The organism is Streptomyces sp. NPDC057950 (assembly GCF_042887295.1).
GTDB classification, from domain to species: domain Bacteria; phylum Actinomycetota; class Actinomycetes; order Streptomycetales; family Streptomycetaceae; genus Streptomyces; species Streptomyces kaempferi.
Genome location: NZ_JBHVPP010000001.1, coordinates 23,137 through 44,374 on the forward strand (window position 1 = coordinate 23,137; position 21,238 = coordinate 44,374).

The 21,238-nt window shown below is 69.4% G+C and carries 20 protein-coding genes; 10 read left to right on the plus strand and 10 right to left on the minus strand.

The window, feature by feature from the left end:
* Positions 1–85 precede the first annotated feature (85 nt).
* Positions 86–901, minus strand: coding sequence for a PhzF family phenazine biosynthesis protein (locus ACFVTC_RS00100; RefSeq protein ID WP_390122289.1), 816 nt, complete (start codon positions 899–901; stop codon positions 86–88).
* 356 nt (positions 902–1,257) lie between these two features.
* On the opposite strand from ACFVTC_RS00100, the gene ACFVTC_RS00105 reads away from it, so the two are divergent.
* Entirely contained in the window at positions 1,258–2,694 is a 1,437-nt protein-coding gene (locus ACFVTC_RS00105; RefSeq protein ID WP_390122291.1) for an ATP-dependent endonuclease, read from the plus strand.
* A gap of 998 nt (positions 2,695–3,692) precedes the next feature.
* Here the strand turns inward: ACFVTC_RS00105 and ACFVTC_RS00110 are convergent.
* From ACFVTC_RS00110 to ACFVTC_RS00125, 4 genes are all read right to left on the minus strand, one after another.
* Positions 3,693–4,709 carry a TniB family NTP-binding protein gene (locus ACFVTC_RS00110; RefSeq protein ID WP_390122293.1) on the minus strand — a complete coding sequence of 339 codons (1,017 nt, stop codon included), beginning with the start codon at positions 4,707–4,709 and terminating at the stop codon, positions 3,693–3,695.
* Positions 4,706–6,763, minus strand: coding sequence for a Mu transposase C-terminal domain-containing protein (locus ACFVTC_RS00115; protein WP_390122295.1), 2,058 nt, complete (start codon positions 6,761–6,763; stop codon positions 4,706–4,708). The genes ACFVTC_RS00110 and ACFVTC_RS00115 overlap by 4 nt, the downstream gene beginning before the upstream one ends.
* Positions 6,760–7,404, minus strand: coding sequence for a TnsA-like heteromeric transposase endonuclease subunit (locus ACFVTC_RS00120; protein WP_390122297.1), 645 nt, complete (start codon positions 7,402–7,404; stop codon positions 6,760–6,762). Before ACFVTC_RS00120 ends, ACFVTC_RS00115 begins: the two co-directional genes overlap by 4 nt.
* A 123-nt stretch (positions 7,405–7,527) precedes the next feature.
* Positions 7,528–7,725, minus strand: coding sequence for a hypothetical protein (locus ACFVTC_RS00125; RefSeq protein WP_390122299.1), 198 nt, complete (start codon positions 7,723–7,725; stop codon positions 7,528–7,530).
* Positions 7,726–7,945: 220 nt separating this feature from the next.
* Between ACFVTC_RS00125 and ACFVTC_RS00130 the strand changes: the two genes are divergently transcribed.
* The gene (locus tag ACFVTC_RS00130; RefSeq protein WP_390122301.1) at positions 7,946–8,599 is read left to right on the plus strand and encodes a PadR family transcriptional regulator; all 654 of its coding nucleotides are present in this window, start codon (positions 7,946–7,948) and stop codon (positions 8,597–8,599) included.
* Between the two features lie 101 nt (positions 8,600–8,700).
* On the opposite strand, the gene ACFVTC_RS00135 is transcribed toward ACFVTC_RS00130, so the two are convergent.
* On the minus strand, positions 8,701–9,129 hold the full coding sequence (locus ACFVTC_RS00135) for an SRPBCC family protein (protein WP_153291794.1): 429 nt from the start codon (positions 9,127–9,129) through the stop codon (positions 8,701–8,703).
* A 348-nt stretch (positions 9,130–9,477) separates the two neighbouring features.
* Between ACFVTC_RS00135 and ACFVTC_RS00140 the strand changes: the two genes are divergently transcribed.
* Both ACFVTC_RS00140 and ACFVTC_RS00145 read left to right on the plus strand, forming a co-directional pair.
* Positions 9,478–10,026: a Clp protease N-terminal domain-containing protein gene (locus tag ACFVTC_RS00140; protein ID WP_390122303.1), complete on the plus strand. Its 549-nt coding sequence runs from the start codon at positions 9,478–9,480 to the stop codon at positions 10,024–10,026.
* 196 nt (positions 10,027–10,222) lie between these two features.
* Complete coding sequence (locus ACFVTC_RS00145) at positions 10,223–11,260, plus strand: DMT family transporter (RefSeq protein ID WP_390122305.1); 1,038 nt, start codon at positions 10,223–10,225, stop codon at positions 11,258–11,260.
* Positions 11,261–11,311: 51 nt separating this feature from the next.
* On the opposite strand, the gene ACFVTC_RS00150 is transcribed toward ACFVTC_RS00145, so the two are convergent.
* Entirely contained in the window at positions 11,312–12,001 is a 690-nt protein-coding gene (locus ACFVTC_RS00150; protein WP_390122308.1) for a pyridoxamine 5'-phosphate oxidase family protein, read from the minus strand.
* A gap of 35 nt (positions 12,002–12,036) precedes the next feature.
* Between ACFVTC_RS00150 and ACFVTC_RS00155 the strand changes: the two genes are divergently transcribed.
* On the plus strand, positions 12,037–13,368 hold the full coding sequence (locus ACFVTC_RS00155; RefSeq protein WP_390122310.1) for an aminotransferase class I/II-fold pyridoxal phosphate-dependent enzyme: 1,332 nt from the start codon (positions 12,037–12,039) through the stop codon (positions 13,366–13,368).
* A 1-nt stretch (position 13,369) separates the two neighbouring features.
* Here the strand turns inward: ACFVTC_RS00155 and ACFVTC_RS00160 are convergent, their stop codons facing one another.
* The gene (locus ACFVTC_RS00160; protein ID WP_390122312.1) at positions 13,370–14,422 is read right to left on the minus strand and encodes a DMT family transporter; all 1,053 of its coding nucleotides are present in this window, start codon (positions 14,420–14,422) and stop codon (positions 13,370–13,372) included.
* A 75-nt stretch (positions 14,423–14,497) separates the two neighbouring features.
* Here ACFVTC_RS00160 and ACFVTC_RS00165 point away from each other — a divergent pair, with 75 nt between their 5' ends.
* The gene (locus ACFVTC_RS00165; RefSeq protein ID WP_390122314.1) at positions 14,498–15,400 is read left to right on the plus strand and encodes a LysR family transcriptional regulator; all 903 of its coding nucleotides are present in this window, start codon (positions 14,498–14,500) and stop codon (positions 15,398–15,400) included.
* Between the two features lie 28 nt (positions 15,401–15,428).
* Here the strand turns inward: ACFVTC_RS00165 and ACFVTC_RS00170 are convergent, their stop codons facing one another.
* Complete coding sequence (locus ACFVTC_RS00170) at positions 15,429–15,896, minus strand: pyridoxamine 5'-phosphate oxidase family protein (RefSeq protein WP_168527069.1); 468 nt, start codon at positions 15,894–15,896, stop codon at positions 15,429–15,431.
* A gap of 143 nt (positions 15,897–16,039) precedes the next feature.
* Here ACFVTC_RS00170 and ACFVTC_RS00175 point away from each other — a divergent pair, with 143 nt between their 5' ends.
* Positions 16,040–16,678, plus strand: coding sequence for a cysteine hydrolase (locus tag ACFVTC_RS00175; protein ID WP_390122316.1), 639 nt, complete (start codon positions 16,040–16,042; stop codon positions 16,676–16,678).
* Positions 16,679–16,690: 12 nt separating this feature from the next.
* On the opposite strand, the gene ACFVTC_RS00180 is transcribed toward ACFVTC_RS00175, so the two are convergent.
* On the minus strand, positions 16,691–17,167 hold the full coding sequence (locus ACFVTC_RS00180) for a Rieske (2Fe-2S) protein (RefSeq protein WP_390122318.1): 477 nt from the start codon (positions 17,165–17,167) through the stop codon (positions 16,691–16,693).
* 596 nt (positions 17,168–17,763) lie between these two features.
* Here ACFVTC_RS00180 and ACFVTC_RS00185 point away from each other — a divergent pair.
* The 3 genes from ACFVTC_RS00185 to ACFVTC_RS00195 all read left to right on the plus strand — a co-directional run bounded on the left by ACFVTC_RS00185 (position 17,764) and on the right by ACFVTC_RS00195 (position 21,204).
* Positions 17,764–18,642, plus strand: a complete 879-nt coding sequence (locus tag ACFVTC_RS00185) for an alpha/beta fold hydrolase (protein WP_390122320.1) — start codon at positions 17,764–17,766, stop codon at positions 18,640–18,642.
* Positions 18,643–18,776: 134 nt separating this feature from the next.
* Positions 18,777–20,159, plus strand: coding sequence for an NADP-dependent succinic semialdehyde dehydrogenase (locus ACFVTC_RS00190; protein WP_390122322.1), 1,383 nt, complete (start codon positions 18,777–18,779; stop codon positions 20,157–20,159).
* 139 nt (positions 20,160–20,298) lie between these two features.
* Complete coding sequence (locus ACFVTC_RS00195) at positions 20,299–21,204, plus strand: NAD(P)-dependent oxidoreductase (protein ID WP_390122324.1); 906 nt, start codon at positions 20,299–20,301, stop codon at positions 21,202–21,204.
* Positions 21,205–21,238 lie beyond the last annotated feature (34 nt).

A 21,238-nucleotide genomic window follows, 5' to 3' on the forward strand; every position in this document is an offset into this window, starting at 1 on the left:
CGGCCACCGGGCGTCCGGCCACCGGGCGCCTCGGCGTCCCGCGACGGCTCGGTCCGTACGTGCGTACGCCGCCGTCCGTCCGCGGTCACACGAGCAGTTCGCCCTCGATGACCGTGACCGCGCTGCCGGTCAGGAGGGTGCGGTCGCCGCGCAGCCCCGTGCGGACGAGACCGGAGCGCGGCGAGGCCTGCAGACCGGTCAGGTCGGGGCGGCCGAGACGCTCGGACCAGTAGGGCGCGAGGGCCGTGTGGGCGCTGCCGGTGACCGGGTCCTCGTCGATGCCGATGTTCGGGAAGAAACACCGCGAGACGAAGTCGTAGCCCCGGGCGGGGTCCGCCGAGCGGGCCGTCGCGATGATGCCGCGCTCGGAGTACCGGGCCAGGGCCCTGAGGTCGGGAGCCAGTCCGCGCACCGTCTTCTCGTCGGCGACCTCGATCAGCAGGTCTCCGGTGTTCGGGCCCGTGTCGAAGGCCGTGAGCGGTTCGGTGCCGAGCGCCTCCGCGACACCGTCGGGTACGTCGACGGGGGTCAGCGGCGCGGTCGGGAAGTCCAGTGTGAGGGTGCCGTCCTCCTGGGCCGTGGCGAGGAGTACGCCGCTGCGGGTGGCGAACCGCACCGGTCCCGTGCGGGTGCCCGTCGTGCGCAGGACGTGTGCGGTGGCCAGGGTCGCGTGCCCGCACATCGCGACCTCGCTCGCGGGAGTGAACCAGCGCAGCGCCCAGTCGGCGTCACCGCCCTCGGGCAGGGGGTGCGCGAACGCCGTCTCCGCGTGATTGACCTCCAGAGCCACGTTCCGCAGCCAGCTGTCCTCGGGGAAGCCGTCGGGGCCGAGGAGGAGGACCCCGGCCGGGTTGCCCGTGAAGGGGCGGTCGGTGAAGGCGTCGACGATTCGAATCCGCATGCCCCCGACGCTAGCGGCCCCAGGGAGCCGGGGAACAAGGCCAATCCCGCGGTTCTGGCCCGGTTCCGGGCCGCCCCTCGAGCGGGTTCCCAGCGGTCTCGTCCTGGCTGTCCTGTGCCACTGAACCTTGACCGATTGTCACTGAACTTTGATTTGTCTGACTAGGCAACTCCTAGCACGTTTCGGGTGCTTTGGGCGGCAGGTCGATGGCCGGAGGGCTCCGCATTACCCTGGTTGCTTGGGCGGCGCGACCACTGACCGGCATCATGTCCTGCACCACCATCTTCGTGGCCGCAGAGCAGAGAGAGACCCTTGTGAACGGTGCACGCCGCCAGCCCCTCCCTACCTTGTCGTCCTTGATCCATGAATGGAACACGGCGCGTACTGCGGCCAGGGGATGGGCACAGTTCCTTGACTCGGTTCAGATCACCGGTCTGCGTGGGTGGAGCGGCGAAACTGTCGAATTCAGGTTCCCGATCGTTGCTATCGCGGGGGAGAACGGTGCTGGCAAGAGCACCGTCCTCAAGGCTGCTGCGGCTGCTTACATAGCTCAGCAGCAGGGCGGACTCACGTTCAATCCGGACGACTTCTTCCCCAACACGCCCTGGGAGACCGTGAAGGGTGTCACCCTGCGTTATCAGCTGCGGCGCGGTACGCAGATCGAGACCACGACAATGACTAAGCCAACCAGCAGGTGGCGCGGCATGCCTCGCCGTGTCCAGCGGCCCCTGTTCTTCCTCGACATCAGCCGCACCCAGCCCGTCAATACCGTGATCGGCTACGGGAAGATCGCCAAGCAATCAAACTTCGCTGGCGACCTGACCCCCGCGAGTGAGGCCGACCGTTCCCTGCTCTCGCGGATCATGAATAAGACGTACACGGTGAGTAGCATGGCCACCTATCAGGACAAGAGGATCGGTGTGCTGAGTACGGATGTCGGCGTGTACTCCAACTTCCACCAGGGAGCGGGCGAGGATGCCACCGCCGACCTGGTTGCCCTGTTGCGTGGCGTTCCTAGAAACTCGTTGGTCATCATTGACGAGGTCGAGGCATCTCTGCATCCCCGTGCGCAACGGAGGCTGATGGCGGAGCTCTTCGAGATCGCTAAGGACCACAGGATCCAGTTCATCCTTTCTACCCACTCGCCGACGATCCTTGAGCAGCTTCCAACCGAGGCTCGTGTCTATGTCCAGACACAGCGGGGCGGCGGGCGGAACATCATGTACGGGGTGACCGCTCAGTTCGCCATGTCCCTCATGGATGATATTGAGCACCCCGAGCTCGTTCTTTTCTGCGAGGACAGCCAGGCGGCCACGCTGATCGACGCGCTGATCACCGAGGAGGCGCCTGAGATCGGCAAGCGGGTAGAGATCCTGCCCGCCGGTGCGGCCTCAACGGTCGTGATGCTGGGCGGCCTCGCGGACAAGAACCTCTTGCCTGCTGCTTGCCTCAGCGTGTTGGACGCAGACCAGCAGGCGAGCGCGGGTTGCGTCACTCTGCCGGGTACGGCCGCTCCTGAGGCGGAGGTCTTCAACGGGCTCGACGAACCAGCCTGGGAGAAGGTGGCTGCCAGGCTCGGAGTACGGGTCGGTGACCTGCTTGAAGCCGTGGACGACGCCCGGCAGATCAGCAACCACCACGCCTGGACGCGAAGGGTGGCCGAGCATCTTGGTCCCCGCGTGCGTGTTGACCGGGTCTGGGAGAACATTGCGGCGGTCTGGGCCCAGGAAGTGGTTGACCCCGTTCAGCGTGCCGACTTCGTAGAGGCCATCAAGCAGCGATTTGTCGAATAACCCTGCCCAACCCGTCGCGATCGAACTTTGCTGTCACGCGCTGGCATCGATCAACGTTCAATAGAAACCGGATACGGTTCGCAGTCGCAGAACAGTCGTTTTGCGTAGCGAAGTTTGGTTGCATCTCACCGAAGTTGAGCTTGACCCCTGGGGCGGCACTGGCCGTAGTCGTACCCAGCGTTGCTATGGCTGGGAAGGCGTTGTATCGGGATCCGCTTCGGTGCGGGCTTTCTGGATGATCTGCTCGAGAGAGACAGACCGTTGCCGGATCTTCCGCTGGCAACGGTCTGAGCAGGTCGGTCGGGGCAGTAGACCCCGGCCTGGCGGAAGGGGTGCGTGACAGAGCATGCAGAAGTCCAGATCCTGCAGGTACCGGGGCAGCGGCGGTGAAGGAGGCGTGTGCGGGCGGGGTGGTCCGGTGGGGTACCGACGCATCCGTTGACGGCATCGACTGGAACACGTCGTCAAGGTCGTCGAGAAGATGGGGTCGCCGCAACCGGGACACGGGCGGGGTTCGCCCAACCCGCGTTCTATCCAGTGTTCGCGCTTCTTCCGGAGATAGTCTGCTCGTCGGCAGGCGGAGGAGCAAAGTCGGTGACGCTGTCCGGGATGGACCCGCATCTTCTGCCCACATTGCTTGCAGGAGACTTTGGGCCAGTGAGCGCGGGGGTTTCGCCTGCGGTATGCCTTCTGCCGGCAGGTTTGGGAACAGCGCAGGGCCTGGCGGCCGAGGATGCCGAGAGGCGGCATGGCGGCGCCGCATTCCAGGCAGCGCTTCGTCTCCAGGGTGATCCGGAGGATTTCGGCGTCCCGGCCGGTCACCACGGCCAGGCGGCCGAAGCTGGGAAGACCGAGGTGACGCGGCGGTTCGCAGAGGTAAGTTCGCAGGTAGCGGGGCGGGAGATGGTTGGCGTTGGCCAGGCGGACGATGAAGGCCCGGATGCCCTCGCCGGCCTGGGGCCGGATCTGAACGGGCAGGAGCCGGAGCCGTTCGTCAGTCACCGGGTGCTTCCAGGGCTGCGGAACTCGGATGCCTCGGTGGCGACGTCCAGGGGGACGGCTTCAAGTCCTGTTTTGGTGATCTCTTCCGAGCCGTCGAGGATCGCGTCCATTGCGGCGCCCCGGACCTGGTGGGAGAGGGCACCGATCATGCCGCCGGTGCGGTCGTGGAGGTAACGGTCCAGCTTGGCGAGGGTGTTCGGCTTGTGCCGCCGCAAATGTAGAGTTTCCTCCGTGGTGGCGACCAAGCCCCGCCACTCACTGTTGTAGGGGAACCGGCGGGTGGGGATCAGGGTGAAACGGCCAGCGATTTGGGCGCCCCGGGTTCCGGTCAGCAGGGTGCTGCGCTCGATGTCGATGCCCGCGTAGATGAACGTCGCGGGGATGCGTTCGGAGAAGTACTTCAGGGTGTCGGCGACTTCGGCGCCGTGCCGCGTGGTGAGCGAGACGTTGTGTAGTTCGTCGACCAGGATCATGCCGGTGCGTGCGTCCGTGCAGACCCCGACGACGGATTCGATGAGGTCGGTGATGTTCATGCGGGCCATCACCGGTAATCCGAGGAACCGGGCGAACTCCGCTGCGATCATGCGGGGTGTCGCGGCGGGTGGGACGGTGATGTAGATGACCGGAATGCGGTCCGTCGCTGTGGGGTTCCGGGCCCGGTCCCGCAGTTCGTGGGATCTGCCGAGCTGGGTGATGGCGATGGTCTTGCCGGTGCCAGCGGCGCCGGAGACGATCAGGCCCCGGCGGGCGCTGATCGCGTGGCGGTTCAGCAGTACCAGGCGGCGTCCGCAGGTCACCGTGTGGCGGACGACGGACGTGCGGACCACCAGCAACCTCGCGTGATGGTCCAGGCGGGCTTCGTCGAATGCGGTCTGACCGGCCTCACCGAGGGCGTCGTATGCGGCGTCCGTGAGCCGGGGCGGGGGAGGCGGGGGTTCTTCGACGAGACGGCGCCAGCCGTCGAGTGTGGTCAGGTGCCGTTCGGACTCCTCCGGGGACGGGGGCGTTGTCATGGCCGCTTCCAAGGGTCTTCCAGCGGGTCGAACAAGCCGAGCGGGATGACTTCAGCCAGCGTCTCCTCGGGCTCTTCCGCAGTGTCTTCGGACGATGCGCCAGAGCTGGCGGAGGCCGGGGTGACGGGCCCGGCAGCCTTTGTGCGGGCGGCGACGCGGCGGTCGCGTTTGTCGGGTTCGGGCTCGGGCCCGCTCTGCGGGCCGGCGTGGGCCCGGGTGAGCAGGGCCGCGACCGCGTCGGCGATCTCCGCCTCGGTGGCGCGGGGCAGCTGGTGGCTGACGTGGTCCCAGGCCAGGTCACCGAAGGGAACCGGGACCCGGTTGAGGTATCTCCAGGCGGCCTGGACCCAGATGTTGTCGCGGCGGTGGTCGCGTACCCAGATGCGGGAGACGTCATAGGGGTCAGTGTGGGCCTCCCATAGACCCCGTTTCGCCCTGACACCGGAGTCCTGGCGACGCATTCGTCCCAGCTCAGGGCTGTCGTAGGTGCGGTTCTTGATCCGGATGCCGTAGTCGTTGACCACCCGCCACTCTGCGGGCAGGAGTTCGACGTAGTCGTCCCCACCGAGCGCGACCGGGACATAGCCGCAGGCCTCGACGAGGGCGGCGTACTTCTCGTTCGGGGTGAACGGCCGGCCCGGGTGAGACGGGTCGCGCAGACCGTCGTGCTTGCGGTTCTGCCACTTGGCGACGATCCACTCGTCCAGGAGCTCTTGCAGCTCAAGCAGGGACCACAGGTGTTCGTGCTCCAGGTTGCGCCCGCGGTGGTCGGTATTGCGGCCGGTGTAGCCGGGCAGGAACTGGGCGAACAGCGTGGCCACCGAGCCCAGCGTCTTCTCGATGTGCCCCTTCTCGAAGGGCGAGCCCTTGTGCGTCGGCTGGAAGTCGACCTCCAGGAACCGGCAGGCCGAGCGGAAGTTGCGGGAGAGGAACACCTTCCCGTGGTCGCAGACGATCAGCTCCGGGACGATCACCGGACGTGCCGCCGCGTGTTCCAGCCGTTCGTCCAGGGCCAGCAGCCGGCGGTGCGGCAGCACCGATCGGGACATCTTCAACGCCTCCACCCAGCCCGGCCGCATGAGTTCGGGCGTAACGGTGCGGGCCAGCAGAACGCTGGCGTCCACCGACTTCGTGGTCGGCCGCAGCACCGCCGCGGTCACCGTTCTGGTCGCGACGTCGACCATCGCGGTGAGTTCGACCTTGCCGACGACGCCGTTGTCCAGCCGGACCAGCACGTCCAGCGGGGTGGAGTCGATCTGCATGACTTCCCCGGGTGCGAACACGGGCATTTCGCCATGGGGTCCTTGGGCACCATGAGCCCGGGACCGGCGGGTGGTGGCGGAACCGGTGGTGTGGGTGCCCACCGTCAGTTTCCCCAGCAGCCGGTAGAGAGTCCGCTGCGAGGGCAACCTAACCTGATGCCCCTCTGGAGAAGCCTTGAGGATCTCGCCGGTCCGCCAGAGCAGAAACGTGCCCGTGCGCGTCGAGGCGTCCACGGCCTCGCCGATCGCCTGCCGCATCGCTGTGACCACCGCGTCGTCCACCTCGCCGTACTGTGGCCTCTTGCGGACCAGCCGGTGGTCAGCCAGCCCGATCACCCCGTGCTCCTGGTATCGGCGCCGACGGTGGGCCACCGTGCTGGGACTCACCCGGTGCCCGGCAGTGGTCAGTTCGGCCGCCTTGGCCCGCTGGCGGGCGGTCAGCGACCGATCCGGCCCGAACTCAGGCCGTGGTTCCGCGCCCGGCTCGGCCCCCGGCGGTAGACCGTGCAGGACCTCCAGGATGTGCCCCTCCCACCACAGAGCCTTCTCCACCTCCGCCTCCGGGAACGACTCCAGCAGCGAAGCAGGCGGCAGCGGCATCCGCATCGGGGTGTCCACGACCTTGAAGTCCTCGGTCTCGAACAACTCCAGCAACGGTACGACCCGATAAGGACGGTCGTCATCGCTCAACGTCACCGCCAGGGCCGACACCGCGAGAACCCCGCGAAGCTGCCCGTCGAACCGGACCCGGTCCCCGGCCGTGACACGGACCGGTCGCTTCAGCCCGCTCACGTCGACCACCTCCCGGCCCAGACCAGGCTGCCTGTCCCCAGCAGGGCGGACTCCAGATCGGCGTTGAGCCGCCCAGACCACAGCAGATAGAACAGCACCGGCAGAACCTGCAGCCGGTCGCCGACCCGCTCGGCCCCAGTCCACAACGGCAACGGCTCCGCGAACACATCGACCAGCCGGGCCGAGACCTCCGCCGGCCGCCCCGAACGACGGCGCCGATAACGGGCCAGCCACCGGACGTTCGCCATGAACACCGGCTCCGGCGCACCAGCCCACTCGAGCTCCCAACCCACCGCCCCGCATGCCTCGCGGGTAGCCTCGAAGGCATCCTCCGTCCGCTCGTCCAGACGGTCAGCGGACCGGACATCGACCACCCGGGCACGGCCGTCGGCAAGCCGTACGAAGTAGTCAGGGGCGTGACGACGGGCTTCCCGCCCGTCGTGCCAGCGAAGCCAGAACGGCTGAGATGCGATCCCGACCACTTCCGGATCGCGATCCAGCAAGGTCAGACAGTCCCGCTCCAGCCACGATTCGTATCCCACATGACCAGCCGTCGTCGCAGCGTAGTACCACCCCGGGAAGCTCTCGCCCCCCTTCGTCCAGCGGAACTGACGAACCGGCTCAACCTCCTCGAACCGCACGCTCCAGGCTTCTCCCAAGGGCAGCCGACTGCGGCCTGAGCGACCGTAAAACTCCAGCTCAAAGGCCGATAACGCGGAGTCGCCGTAGAGATGAGCTGGTACCCCCACCTGCCCCTCACCTCCTCAATCCGCTAGCGCTCCGGACAGTTCGTTCCTGGCTCGCTGAGCGTCCGCGAGTTCATCTCTCACCTTGGCGACGACTTCGGGTTCACCTGATGCGCCTCGCTTGTGGAGTGCCTTCGTACAGGTGAGGGCGTAGTGGTCGAGTGCCGCGCGAAGCACGTCCTGATGTTCCTTGAGGAACCGTTCCGCGTCCGTCATGTGGAGGTCTCGCTCCCTTCCGTACCGGTCAAAGTTCGGTGTCACGCACGTAGCGGTGGTCAAACTTCAGTGGCAATCGAACGAGATTCGCTGTCACAGGACACTGGCCGCCCGGCATTCAGGGGTTGTCCAGCGACCTGTTCCGATATATCGTTGACGCATCGCGACCGATCAACGAACAGATGGGTCGATCAACGAAAAGACGGATGGAGTGATGGCGATGCGTAGCGAAGGACAGGAGTTCGAATTCGAACGTGGGCACGGCCGGCACGGCGGACCCGGCCCGCGGGGCAGGGGTCGCTTCGAGGGCCGGCGCGGGGCCTTCGGGCCCTTCGGTCCGGGCGGTCCGGGTGGCCCCGACGGCTTCGGCGGACCCGGCTTCGGCCCGGGCCCCTGGGGTGGCGGGCGCGGAGGCCGGGGCGGCCCCCGGGGCAGGGCGCGGCGCGGTGACGTACGCGCGTCGATCCTGGCGCTGCTCAAGGACCGGCCCATGCACGGCTACGAGATGATCCAGGAGATCGCCGAGCGCAGTGGGGGGGCGTGGAAGCCCAGCCCTGGTTCGGTCTACCCGACCCTCCAGTTGCTGGAGGACGAAGGTCTCATCGCGAGCGCGGCCGAGGGCGGCAAGAAGCTGTTCTCGCTCACCGAGGAAGGCCGCGGCGCGGCCGAGGAGGGACCCGACGCTCCCTGGGAAGAGGCCGGGCGCGGAGTCGACTGGGAGACGCTGCAAGAGATCCGGCAGGCCGGCTTCGGCCTGATGGAGGCCTTCGGCCAGGTCTGGAAGACCGGCAGCAAGGACCAGCGCGACAAGGCGCTGGCGGTCATCAACGAAGCGCGCAAGAAGCTGTACCTGATCCTCGCCGACGAGGACTGACGGGCATGCTGTGGTACCTGACGGCGCCCCGTGGAAGTGTCTTCGCGGGGCGCCTTTCCGCCTACGGGGGCTGGGTGCGGGCCTCGGCGCAGGTGCGGGACTCAGGTCACCAGTCCGCCCAGCTTGCGCAACGACTCGTTGAGGGCGGCCGTCGCCGAGTCCTTGAGCTTTCCGGCCATCAGCGAGACGGCGGCGCCGGTGAACTCCCCGTCGATGCGCACCGAGGTGGCGTCGCCGTCGGGAGTCAGCGTGTAGCGGGTGGCGACGGTGACGGCCATCGGACCCTTTCCGCGGATGGCCAGGACGCGGGCGGGCTCGAGTTCCTCGATGGTCCAGCCGACCTCGGCCGGGAACCCCATGAGTTTCATGTTCTCCTCGAACGTCCCGCCCACCTCGAGTGAGGCGGGGCCGCCCTTGGGGAAGCTGGTGTGGGTCGAGTTCCACTCGCCGTACGAGGAGAAGTCCGTGAGCTGCGCCCACACCTTCTCGGCCGGCGCCTCGATGCGTGCTTCCGCGCTGACTTCGGCCATGCGGCCACCCCTTCGTGTCGGGCGCTGCGCCCGGCGCAGCTACGGTGTCGCGGAAGGTAGCCGCAGGCCCTGGAAGATTCAAGACTGATGAACCGTCAGGAAGTGCGGTGTCGGGTGGGCCTGACGGCCGGGGCGCAGCGGTGGGGCGGTGTGGCGGGGCCCGTTCACTCGTCCGTGGCACGGTCGTGTGCGGGGCGCTACGCAAGGCGGCGCGCGCCCGGGGGAGAAATCCGTGCGAAGTCATCCCTGAGGAGGAGAACTCGCTCGCGCCTGCCCACCCTGTGCGGGACGTGGAAATGCTGCCCTGCGGGGATGCCCCGGACCTCGCGGGCTGATGGGGTGGGAGATGTGCCACCCCGTATCCCCTCGCAGTCGGCCGCGGAGAGCGGTCCCCACCGTACGGAACTCGAGGCCGGGCTCGGTGACGAGCTGGCCTCGGTGGTCTCCGCCGCGCGCAGGCGGGCGATGCGGGACGGGGACCGGCAGATCGACACGGCCCATCTGCTGCACTCGCTGTTGGAGTCCGACCAGGGGGTGCGCGCCGTCTTCGACGGTGCCCCACAGGTCGCCCGGCTGCTCGGCTATCTCGTCCAGCGCAGCATCGGCTACGGGCTGCGCTGGCAGAGCGCCGTGGAGGACTCGGGTGCCGTGCCGGTGGTGGTCGAGGCGGGCTGGTCCCCGGTGGCGGCCGGTGCCATGGAGGGCGCGTGCGTACGCGCCGGACTGCGCGGTGAGGCGCGGGCCCGCTGCCTCGACCTGCTCGCCTCGATCGTCGCCGATCCGCAGGCGCGGGCCGTCGAGGTACTCCGGCGCGCGGGCGCGGACGCCAGAGTGCTGCTTCCGCGGATCGAGAGCGCGCTGCGCAACGAACGCGCGGACGAGAACGCGGACGAGTAGGGCGAATAGGCAGACGCGTCCGCAGGCAGGCACGCAGGCCGGTCCGCAGACGGGTCCGCAGACGCGTCCGCAGGCAGGCACGCAGGCCGGTCCGCAGACGGGTCCGCAGGAGGGTACCGGGCGGTCCAGGGCGCGGGGTCCAGTCGGCGAGACAGGAGTCATCGGGGATGACGCTCATGTCGCCGCCTGTCATCATGTGCCGGTGCATACGTCTCAGGGCAGTCAGGGTAATCGTGGGAAGGGCGTCGGCCTGGGCCTCGCCCTCGCGTCGGCGGTCGCCTTCGGCGGATCGGGTGTCGCGGCGAAACCGCTGATCGAGGCGGGTCTGGACCCGCTCCACGTGGTGTGGCTGAGGGTCACGGGCGCCGCTTTGGTGATGCTGCCGCTGGCCGTACGCCATCGCGCGCTGCTGCGGCGGCGTCCCGCGCTGCTGGCCGGGTTCGGTCTGCTCGCCGTCGCCGGCGTCCAGGCATGCTACTTCGCGGCGATCTCCCGAATACCCGTCGGCGTCGCCCTGCTCGTCGAGTACCTCGCGCCGGCGCTCGTGCTCGGCTGGGTGCGGTTCGTGCAGCGCAGGCCGGTGACGCGTGGAGCGGCCCTCGGTGTCGTCCTCGCTGCGGGCGGACTCGCCTGTGTCGTCGAGGTGTGGTCCGGGCTCGGCTTCGACGCCCTCGGACTGCTGCTCGCGCTGGGCGCCGCCTGCTGCCAGGTCGGCTACTTCGTCCTGTCCGACCAGGGCAGCGACGCCGGGGACGAGGCACCGGACCCGCTCGGCGTCATCGCGTACGGACTGCTCGTCGGCTCGCTCGTGCTGACGCTCGTCGCACGGCCCTGGACGATGGAGTGGTCGGTCCTGGGCGGCGGCGCGGACATGAACGGGACGTCCGTTCCGGCCGCCCTGCTCCTGGGCTGGATCGTGCTGATCGCGACCGTCGTCGCGTACGTCACCGGCGTGCTCTCCGTGCGCAGGCTCTCCCCGCAGGTCGCGGGTGTCGTGGCCTGTCTGGAGGCGGTCATCGCCACCGTGCTCGCCTGGGTCCTGCTCGGTGAGCACCTGTCCGCTCCGCAGATCGTCGGCGGTGCTGTCGTGCTGGCCGGCGCCTTCATCGCGCAGTCGTCGGCGCCGGTGAAGCCCTCGGAGGGGCCGGTCCTGGGCGGTGCGGCCGGTGTCGAAACGGGCGATCCCGAAAGGGAGTTGTCCGCCCGGGGCGGCACGGCCCAGGGCCGGAACTGACGGACGTCACGGACGGGTCGGACTTCCGGCCCCGTCCCCAGCTGTTCCTCGCTACCGGGTTGTCAGGTAGTCGGGGACGTCGATGCCGGGGGCGAGGTCGGCGGCGGGGATCGGGGCGCCGTGTCCCTTGGTGACGGGAACGACGCCGGTCCAGTGGGGGAGGGCCAGGTCCTCGGGGTCGTCGTTCGGGCCGCCGGTGCGCAGCTTCGCGGAGACCTCGCGCAGGTCCAGGCGGATCACCGCGGTGGCGGCCAGTTCCTTGGCGTTGGCCGCGCGGGAATCGGACGAGCGGCCGGGAACGACCTGGTCGACCAGCGCGTCCAGGGCCTCCCGCTTCTCGTCCGGATCCGTCACCTGGTGCGCGACGCCGTGCACCACCACGGAGCGGTAGTTGATCGAGTGGTGGAAGGCCGACCGGGCCAGGACCAGACCGTCGACATGGGTGACGGTCACACAGACCGGAAGACCGGGGTCGGTCCCGCCGGTCATCCGCAGAGGCCGCGAGCCCGTCGACCCGTGCACGTAGAGGCGTCGGCCGACCCGCGCGTAGAGGGTGGGCAGCACCACCGGGGCGCCGTCCCGGACGAAGCCGAGGTGGCAGACGTAGCCCTCGTCGAGTATCGCGTGGACCAGTTCGTGGTCGTACGCGGCGCGCTCCTTGGAACGCGTGGGAACGGTGCGGTCGGTCGGGGTGTAGGCGGCGGCCCGCGCCGTCTCTGGCTGTGTGCTCGTCTCCGACATTGCGCTCCCCATTGTACTAGTGCATAATCTTCTTTGTGCTAGGAGAGTATCGGATCGAAGGGCGCCGCGCAGCCGACATCGCGTCGAGTGTCGAGCGTGCGGTGGGCGCCGGAGCGCTCGAACCGGGACAGCCACTGCCCCCGATGCGGGAGTTGGCCGCGCGACTGGGGGTGAATCCCAATACCGTGGCCGCCGCGTACCGCGTGCTGCGGGAACGCGGAGTGATCGAGACGGACGGCCGCCGAGGCAGTCGTGTCCGCTCCAAGCCCGTCACCACGGGACGCGAGTACATCCGGGTCGAGGTGCCGGACGGTGTACGGAACCTGGCGGACGGCAACCCGGACCGCGCACTGCTGCCCGGCCTCGCGGAGGCGTTCGCAGCGGCGGCGGGACAGTCGGACCGGGACCCCGTGCTGTACGGGGACGCCGCCGTGGAACCGGAACTGCTGCGGCTCGCACGCGCCGACCTCGACGCGGACGGGGTGCCGGAGGGTCCCGTCGTCGTCACGTCCGGGTCGCTCGACGGCATCGAGCGCGTCCTGGCGGCCCATCTCAAGCCGGGTGACGTCGTCGCCGTTGAGGACCCGGGGTGGGGGAGTGTGTTCGATCTCGCGCCGGCGCTGGGACTGCGCACGGTCCCGGTGCGCGTCGACGACGAGGGCCCGCTGCCCGACGACGTACGACGTGCGCTGGAGGGGGGCGCCCGCGCGCTGATCGTCACGGACCGGGCGCAGAACCCGACCGGCGCCGCCGTGACCGCCACGCGCGCGCGTGCCCTGCGTTCCGTGCTGGCGCGGCACCCGCGCACCCTGCTCGTCGAGGACGACCACGGACATCGGATCGTCGATCTGCCCCTGCACCCGCTGGCCGGAGTGACCGACCACTGGGCCCTGGTGCGCTCCGTCGCCAAGGCGTACGGCCCCGACCTGCGGCTCGCCGTGCTCACGGGGGACGCCGTCACCATGGACCGTGTGCACGGGCGGCAGCGGCTCGGCCCCGGCTGGGTGAGCCGGCTGCTGCAGCGGGCGGTCGCCCACCTGTGGGCGAGCGGTGCGGTGGACGTGCCGGCGGTGGCGGCCGCGTACGGGCGGCGCCGGGACGCACTGATCACCGCCCTCGCGGAGCGAGGCATCGAGGCCCACGGGCGCAGCGGGATGAACGTCTGGATTCCCGTCCCGGACGAGACCGGAGCGGTCGCGCGGCTGCTGCACGCGGGCTGGGCGGTCGCGCCGGGGGCACGCTTCCGGATGAGCGCGCCGCCCGGCATCCGGATCACCGTCTCGACGCTCGCACCGGACGACATCGGACCGTTGGCGGACGCCGTCGCCTCCGCCGCGGGTCCCGCGCCCGCCCGCCGTTACGTGTGAGTCATCGGCGGCTCCTGGCCTGGGTGAGCGCCGCGCCGGCCAGGACGATCACCGCGCCGACCGGTGTCGACCAGGTCAGTGACTCGCCGAGGACGGCGACCCCCGCCGCGGTGGCGATGACCGGGATGAAGTACGTGACCATCTGCGCGGTGGTCGGGCCCACCTCGGCGACCAGGCCGTACTGGACGAGGACGGCCAGGCCCGTGCCGAGGGCGCCCAGGGCGGCCGTGGCCAGCAGCGGGACGAGCGGGAAGTGGCTCGGCATGGTGGTGAACAGCGGGGTGACCAGGGCCAGTTGGGCGGTGGCCAGGAGCAGCTGGGCGCCGGTCATGGACAGGTGCGAGTGGTCGGAGGCGGCCAGGGTGCGACGGACGTATATCCAGCCGACCGGGTAGCTCAGCGAGGCCAGCAGGGCCATCGCCGTACCCGTGGCGTCCAGGCCGTGGAAACCCTGCCAGGCGCCCAGGACCGTCAGGACGCCGAGGAACCCGAGGCCCAGGCCCGCGACTCTGCGCCGGGTCGGCCGGTCCTCGGACAGGGCGACCATGGACAGGGCCATGCCCCACAGGGGCGAGGTCGCGTTGCAGATACCCGCGAGCGTGGAGGGGATCGTGAGCTCCGCGTAGGCGAAGAGTGAGAACGGCAGCGCGTTCAACAGGAGGGCCGCGACCGCGAGATGTCCCCAGGTGCGGGCTCCGCGCGGCAGCCGCTCCCGCTTCACCGCCATCGCGGCCGCGAGCACCACGGTTCCGAAGACCAGCCTCCCGAGGGTGACCTGGAACGGCGCGTAGCTCTCCGTGCCGACCTTGATGAGCAGGAAGCTGAACCCCCAGATGAGCGAGAGCGCGCCGAAGCGGATCCGCCAGTCGAGCGCGGCGCGGGAGCCCGGCCCGCGGCCGGGGGACGCACGGGCGGCGGAGGTCGGCTCCGAGGGGCTCGGCTCTGAGGGACTCGGCTTCGAGGGGCTCTGTTCCGCGGGGATCGATCCGGGGGTGGTCGGTTCAGAGGCGGTCGGTTCGGGGGAGGCGGTGCCCGGTGTGGCGACGGTGGTCATGGTCGTAACGATGAAGCAGAACGATCTCGTAGCACAAGCGAGATTTCTCGAGCGGTATCTCGTAGCATTGCTTACATGTTGAATCTGGAGCGCCTGCGCACCCTCGACGCCCTGGCCCGGCACGGCTCGGTGAGCGGCGCGGCCGACGGGCTGCACGTGACGACCTCGGCCGTCTCCCAGCAGATGTCCAAGCTGGAGCGCGAGGTGGGGCAGCAGCTGCTCGCCAAGAACGGGCGAGGGGTGAGGCTCACGGACGCGGGCCGGCTCCTCGCCGACCACGCGGCGCGCATCCTCTCGCAGGTCGAACTCGCCCAGTCCGACCTGGAGGCACAGCGCGGCCAGGTCGTCGGCGAGCTGAGGCTCTCGGCGTTCCCGACCGCCGCCCGCGGCCTGTTCCCCACCGCGCTCGCCGCACTGCGCGCCGACCACCCCGGGCTGCGGGTGCGCTCGTGCGAGCTGGAGCCGGAGGCCGGGGTCGCGGGAGTGGTGCGCGGAGACCTCGACCTGGCGGTGGTGCTCGACTGGTACAACAAGCCGATGCCGCTGCCCGACGGCCTGGTGAAGGCGTCGATCCTCGACGACCCGGCCGATGTGGCGATGCCGGTCGGCCACCGGCTCGCGGACCGCGCGGAGGTCGACCTGGCCGAGTTCGCCGAGGACGAGTGGATCACCTGGGGCGAGGGCGAGTTCTGCCACGAGTGGCTGATGTTCACGCTGCGCTCCAAGGGCGTCGAGCCGCGCGTCGGCCATCGGGCCGCCGAGACGCACACCCAGCTCAGCATGGTCGCCGCGGGGCTCGGCGTCTGCATCGCGCCGGTGCTCGGGCGGCGTCCGATGGCGGAGGGGGTCGTCACGGTGCCGCTGCGCCAGCGTGTACGGCGCCATGTGTACGTCGTCTGGCGGGCGGACGCCGACCGCCGCCCGTCGATCAGGGCGGCGGTGGAGGCACTGCGAGCGGCCGGGGAAGGGGTCCGCTGACCCCGCCGTCCTGCCTCCGCCCCGTTTCCTACAGCGGCGGCAGCTTCCGGAAGTCCCAGGAGGCGATGGCCGTCGGAGTCAGCCGCGCCCACGCGTGACGGCCGTCGTGCGGCATCTCCTCCAGGCCGAAGTTCTTGCGGGCGAACAGGGTCTCCGGGACGTCGAGTTCGGCGCGGAGTTCCCCGGTGCGGGGGACCTCGCCCACGAACTCCACCGTCCCGGACAGCTCGACGCCCCGCAACTGGTCGTACTCCTCGCCGGAGTCGACCACCACCGCGACCCGCGGGTCACGCCGCAACTGGGCCCACCGCTTGCTGCGCACCACGGAGTAGAGCCACAACGAGGTGCCGTCCCAGGCGAACCAGAGGGCGCTCACATGCGGGACGCCGTCCTGCGACACCGTCGCGACGCGGCACGTGCGCTGGGTGGTGAGGAACTCGTCCAGTTCGCCGGGAGTCATCATGATCTTCCGACCCCTGCGCTGAGTGACGGTCATACGGGCACCTCTTCTTCCACGTCGGCCTGGTGTGTCGACAGAGATCCTCTGACGTTGCGTCAGAAAAAGCATGAGGCGTCTTCCGTCCCCACGCAATGGTCGTTACGCTCCCCCGCCCCGACCCTCGACGACAAGGGGGAGCCGTGCCGTCGTACGAACAGCTCCGCGAACTCCTCGATCCCGCCACCACCGTGCTGCTCACCGTCGAGTGCCAGCAGGGTGTGGTGGGCCCCCGCAGCGCACTGCCCGAACTCGCCGACGAGGCGCGCTCCTCCGGGGCGTTGGCGCAGGTGGGCCGACTGGTGTCCGCGGCCCATGAGGGTGGGGTGCAGGTGATCCACGCGGTCGCGGAGCGGCGCGCCGACGGGCGTGGCGCCAACCGCAACGCCCGGCTCTTCCGCGCGGCCGAACGGCTTCCCGTACGCCAACTGCCGGGGACGGCGGCGGTCCGGGTCGCCGCCCCGATCGAGGTCGCCGAGGAGGATCTCGTCGTACGCCGTCTGCACGGGCTGTCACCGATCGCGGGGACGGACGTCGACGCGCTGCTGCGCAACCTGGGCTGCCGCACCCTCGTGGTGACCGGTGTCTCCGCCAACGTCGCCGTCCCGAATGCCGTGTTCGATGCCGTGAACCGCGGCTACACCGTCGTGGTGCCCGCGGACGCCATCGCGGGAGTGCCCTCCGACTACACCCCCGCGATGATCCGCAACACGCTCGCCCTGGTCGCCACCGTCACCACCACCGAGGACGTGCTGGCCTGTTTCGCGCGACCGCGCCACTGACGACCGCCGGCGTCACGCGAGCTTGATCGAGTCCCCGTCCACGCTGATGTCGGCGGCCGCCAGGGCCTGCGTCGCGGGGCCCTTCTTCACGCTGCCGTCCGTGGCGGAGAACTGGCTGTTGTGGCAGGGGCAGGTGATCACGCCGTTCGAGATGTCCTTCACGGCGCAGCCCTGGTGGGTGCACTTGGACGAGAAGGCCTTGAACGTGCCCGCCGTCGGCTGTGTGACCACCACGCCCTGGTCGGCGAAGACCTTGCCGCCGCCCTCCGGGATGTCGGCGGTCTTGGCGAGGACCGTGCCGCCCGCGTTCCTGGCCGCGCCGTTGTCGCCGCCGCCCGTGCCGCCGCTGCTCGCGCTGGAGGAGGGGTCGGAGGACTTGCCGTCCGACCCGCACGCGGTCAGCGCGACGGCGAGTCCCGCCGCGCCGACCGCCGCCACGACGGTGCGGCGTGCCGGGGCCGGGGCGGGGTGAAGCGATTCGCTGGTCATGCTGACTTTCCCTCCGATGGATGTGATGGGTTGATCCGTACAGAAGTACGCTCCACCGCCGTGACCTGTTCAGGAGGTGGCGACTTCTTGACCTGATCGACAGCGGGCCGACAGCTGGTCCGCCCGCTGTCCACAGCCTGCCCCACCGCAGAGATCCTGCGGCACGGCACGCCGACAGGACCGCCCGACGAGTCCCTGATGCCTGCTGGAATTCCCGCACGGCTTCGTGAAAGCTCCGCCCCGGTTGCCCGCGCCGGTTGCCCGCATCGGTGCGCGGGCCGACCAAAAGGGCCCAATTCTGCTCCGGATGATGAAGTGGAATTCTGACGGTGGAATTCTGACGGTGGAATTCTGACGGTGGAATTCTGGCATTCGAGTCCTCAGCGCTCGGGGCGGTCGGAGTGCTTTCGGCGGTGAGGTCGGCCCGGCAGGTTCTGGCGGTGACTGCGGTTGCCTCGGATCTCGGGGAGCGGTATTTTTTGCATGAGAATGATTCAATCCACTCGCGGTCAGGCGCGACTTGGCTCGCCGAACCTGTTTGTCGGCTCGTGCGCAAAGCCCCTTCGATATTCGAATCCTGAAGGAACGGCAAGCATATGAAAGCCCGTCACCTCATGATGCCCGGCAGGACGACGGGGGTGGCCGCCGTCGCCGTGCTCGCCGGGCTGGGCGTGGTCTTGCCCCATGCCGCCCATGGTCCCGTCGGCGCCATCCCCGGCACCAAGCCGACCGTGGTGCTCGTGCACGGGGCCTTCGCCGACGGCAGCAGCTGGAGCGGAGTGGTGGAGCGTCTTCAGCATGACGGCTACCAGGTCATCGCTCCGGCCAACCCGTTGCGCGGCATGCCCCAGGATTCGACGTACCTGAACAGCCTCCTGAAGTCCGTCAAGGGCCCGATCGTCCTCGTGGGCCACTCCTACGGCGGCGAAGTTATATCACAGGCCGCGGAGGGCGTGGACCAGGTCAAGGCGCTCGTCTACATCAATGCGATCATGCCCGACAAGGGCGAGTCCTTTTCCAGCCTGTCCGCCAAATTCCCGCCGACCAAGATCACGGGTTCGTTCGGACAGGTTCCGTTCCGCAATGGCGACGGCAGTGCCGGTACGGACGTGTACATTCGAGCCGACAAGATCCGGTCGGTTTTCGCTCAGGACCTCCCCGAGAGGCAGACCAGGATCATGGCGGCCACGCAACGCCCCCTCGCGCTGTCGGCGTTCACCGACAAAGTCGGCGCTGTGGCCTGGCGGGAAAAGCCTGTCTATGTACTCGTCGGAAAGCAGGACCGGGTCATCGATCCCCGTCTCGAACGTTTCGAGGCGAAGCGTTCCCATGCGCGCAAGACATTGGAGATCGATTCCTCCCATGTCTCTCTCGTCTCTCACCCGCAGGCTGTCACGGGCCTGATCGTCGCCGCCGCCGACGACTATCTCCGTCAACAGGCGAACCGGAGTTCGACGGAGCCGAAGATCCCCTGAATCGTTTGGCGGTGACGGACCGAATTCGGTCAGTGGCGTACGGGCACCGCACCCCAAGGAGTCACGCGCGGTCGACGGGCATGCCGCAAATAGGGTGAATTGCACCGAGCGTATGGCGATCATATGGTTTATATATGGCTATTGCGACGACGAGTCCTGTGACCGGTGAGGTAGTCAAGACCTTCGACGAGCTCACTCCCGAACAGCTGGAGGACAAGCTGGCCCGAGCCGCCGCCGCGGCGGCGACGTACCGGCTGACGAGCGTGGAGGACCGGGCGGGGTGGCTCGCGCAGGCCGCTGACCATCTGGAGAAGGACGCCGACGCCGTCAGTCGGATGATCACCATGGAGATGGGCAAGACGCTCCGGGCGGCGCACGAGGAAGTGGCCAAGTGCGTGCACGGGCTGCGGTTCTACGCCGCCGAGGGGCCGAAGTTCCTGCGGGACGCGCCGGGTGACGCTGGGCGCGTGGGTGCCAAGCAGACGTTCGTGACGTACCAGCCGATCGGCGTGGTGCTGGCGGTCATGCCGTGGAACCTGCCGCTGTGGCAGGCGATGCGGTTCGCGGCGCCCGCGCTGATGGCCGGGAACGTGGGGGTGCTCAAGCACGCGTCGAACGTGCCGCAGTGCGCGCTGTACTTGGAGCGGCTCTTTCGCGAGGCGGGGTTCCCGGAGGACGTGTTCCAGACGCTGCTGATCTCCGCCCGCCGGGTCGAAGAGGTGCTGAGGGACGATCGGGTGCGGGCCGCGACGCTGACGGGCAGTGAGCCCGCGGGGCGTTCGGTGGGCACCATCGCCGGGGAGGAGATCAAGAAGGTCGTCCTCGAACTCGGTGGTTCCGACCCGTTCATCGTCATGCCGTCCGCGGACCTGGAGCGGGCCACCGACGTCGCGGTGAAGGCGCGGACGCTGAACAACGGGCAATCCTGTATCAACGGCAAGCGCTTCTTCGTGCACCAGGACATCGCGGAGGCGTTCCTGGAGAGATTCACGGCGAAGATGGGCGCCTTGGTGGTGGGGGACCCGATGGACGAGGGCACGGACGTCGGTCCGCTGGCCACCGAGTCGGGCCGGCGGGATGTGGAGGACTACGTCGACGACGCCGTCGGCAAGGGGGCGACGGCGCTGGTGGGCGGCAGCCGTCCGGATGGGCCGGGGTGGTTCTACCCGCCGACCGTGCTGACCGGTGTCACACCGGAGATGAAGATGTACCACGAGGAGGTCTTCGGTCCGGTGGCGCAGGTATGGGCGGTCTCCTCTCTGGAAGAGGCACTGGAGATCGCCAACGGGCACCCCTACGGCCTGGGATCGAACCTGTGGAGCGAGGACGCGGAGGAGCGGGAGCTGTTCGTGCGGGACGTGCAGTCCGGCATGGCGTTCATCAACGGCAACACGACCAGTTATCCGGAGATCCCCTTCGGAGGTGTGAAACGCAGTGGCTACGGACGGGAGTTGTCCGACCTCGGCATGCGCGAGTTCATGAACGCCAAGACCGTATGGGTCGGCCAGGACTCCTGACCGCCGGGTGCGGCCCCCTGCGGGACGGTCGCGACGGGCATGCCCCGGCGCCCGCTCCGGGCGCCGGACGCGGGAAGCGGGTCCACGCGCCGGATGCCGAGGTGCGAAGGCGCGTATCGAGCGGCGTGGAGGCGTCACGATGAGCGGAGCGAACCCGGTGCCGTCCGGGCAGGGGCAACCGGTGGTGGCAGTGCTCGGAACAGGGACCATGGGTGACGCCATGGGGAGGAACATCGCGTCGGCCGGGCTGGGACTGCGTGTGTGGAACCGCGAGCGGGCCACCGCGGAACCGCTGGCCGGCGTCGGCGCGGTGGTGTGCGACACGGCGGCCGAGGCATGCCGGGGCGCGAGCGTCGTCCTGACCGCACTCGCCAACGAGGGTGTGGTCGCCGACGTGATGGACCAGGCCCGGGACGGCCTCGGCGCCGACGCGGTGTGGGTGCAGTCGTGCACGGTCTCTCCGGACGGCAGCCGCCGGCTCGGCGATCAGGCCGCGGACCTCGGCGTCGCCTACGTGGAAGCACCCCTCCTCGGCACCAAGGAACCAGCCGTGGCCGGAACGCTGACCGTCCTGGCCGCCTCCTCCCGGACGGACGTCCGGGACCGTGTCCGACCGGTCCTGGACGCCGTGGGATCACGCACGGTCTGGCTCGACGAAGTGGGCCGGCCCAGCAGCCTCAAACTCGCCTACAACGCCTGGGTCCTGACCACCGTCGAAGGCATCGCGGAGTCCCTCACCCTCGCCGCCGCCCTCGGCGTCGATCCCCACCTGGTCATCGACGTCATCGACGGAAGCGGACTCAACAGCCCGTACGTGCAGAACAAGGGCCCGAAGATGATCGACGACGATCTCGACGACCCATCCTTCCCCCTGGAAGCGGCAGCCAAGGACGCCGGCCTGATCACCGACACGGCCCGCGCCGCCGGCTTGCACCTCGGCATCGCCGAAGTCGTCCGGGAGCGGCTGCACCGCGCCGCGGACGACGGACTCGGCCGTGCCGACGTGGCCGCCACCTACCGCACGTCCCGCCGGACCCCCGCGTGACCACTTCTGCCCGACGCCCGTCCGGCCCCGGTCC

Excerpts from the sequence above, each read along its gene's own strand:
- ACFVTC_RS00100 (WP_390122289.1), bottom strand. The coding sequence starts at position 901 with ATGCGGATTCGAATCGTCGACGCCTTCACCGACCGCCCCTTCACGGGC.
- ACFVTC_RS00110 (WP_390122293.1), bottom strand. The coding sequence starts at position 4,709 with ATGACAACGCCCCCGTCCCCGGAGGAGTCCGAACGGCACCTGACCACA.
- ACFVTC_RS00125 (WP_390122299.1), bottom strand. The coding sequence starts at position 7,725 with ATGACGGACGCGGAACGGTTCCTCAAGGAACATCAGGACGTGCTTCGC.
- ACFVTC_RS00130 (WP_390122301.1), top strand. The coding sequence starts at position 7,946 with ATGCGTAGCGAAGGACAGGAGTTCGAATTCGAACGTGGGCACGGCCGG.
- ACFVTC_RS00135 (WP_153291794.1), bottom strand. The coding sequence starts at position 9,129 with ATGGCCGAAGTCAGCGCGGAAGCACGCATCGAGGCGCCGGCCGAGAAG.
- ACFVTC_RS00150 (WP_390122308.1), bottom strand. The coding sequence starts at position 12,001 with ATGTCGGAGACGAGCACACAGCCAGAGACGGCGCGGGCCGCCGCCTAC.
- ACFVTC_RS00160 (WP_390122312.1), bottom strand. The coding sequence starts at position 14,422 with ATGACCACCGTCGCCACACCGGGCACCGCCTCCCCCGAACCGACCGCC.
- ACFVTC_RS00165 (WP_390122314.1), top strand. The coding sequence starts at position 14,498 with ATGTTGAATCTGGAGCGCCTGCGCACCCTCGACGCCCTGGCCCGGCAC.
- ACFVTC_RS00170 (WP_168527069.1), bottom strand. The coding sequence starts at position 15,896 with ATGACCGTCACTCAGCGCAGGGGTCGGAAGATCATGATGACTCCCGGC.
- ACFVTC_RS00180 (WP_390122318.1), bottom strand. The coding sequence starts at position 17,167 with ATGACCAGCGAATCGCTTCACCCCGCCCCGGCCCCGGCACGCCGCACC.
- ACFVTC_RS00185 (WP_390122320.1), top strand. The coding sequence starts at position 17,764 with ATGAAAGCCCGTCACCTCATGATGCCCGGCAGGACGACGGGGGTGGCC.
- ACFVTC_RS00190 (WP_390122322.1), top strand. The coding sequence starts at position 18,777 with ATGGCTATTGCGACGACGAGTCCTGTGACCGGTGAGGTAGTCAAGACC.
- ACFVTC_RS00195 (WP_390122324.1), top strand. The coding sequence starts at position 20,299 with ATGAGCGGAGCGAACCCGGTGCCGTCCGGGCAGGGGCAACCGGTGGTG.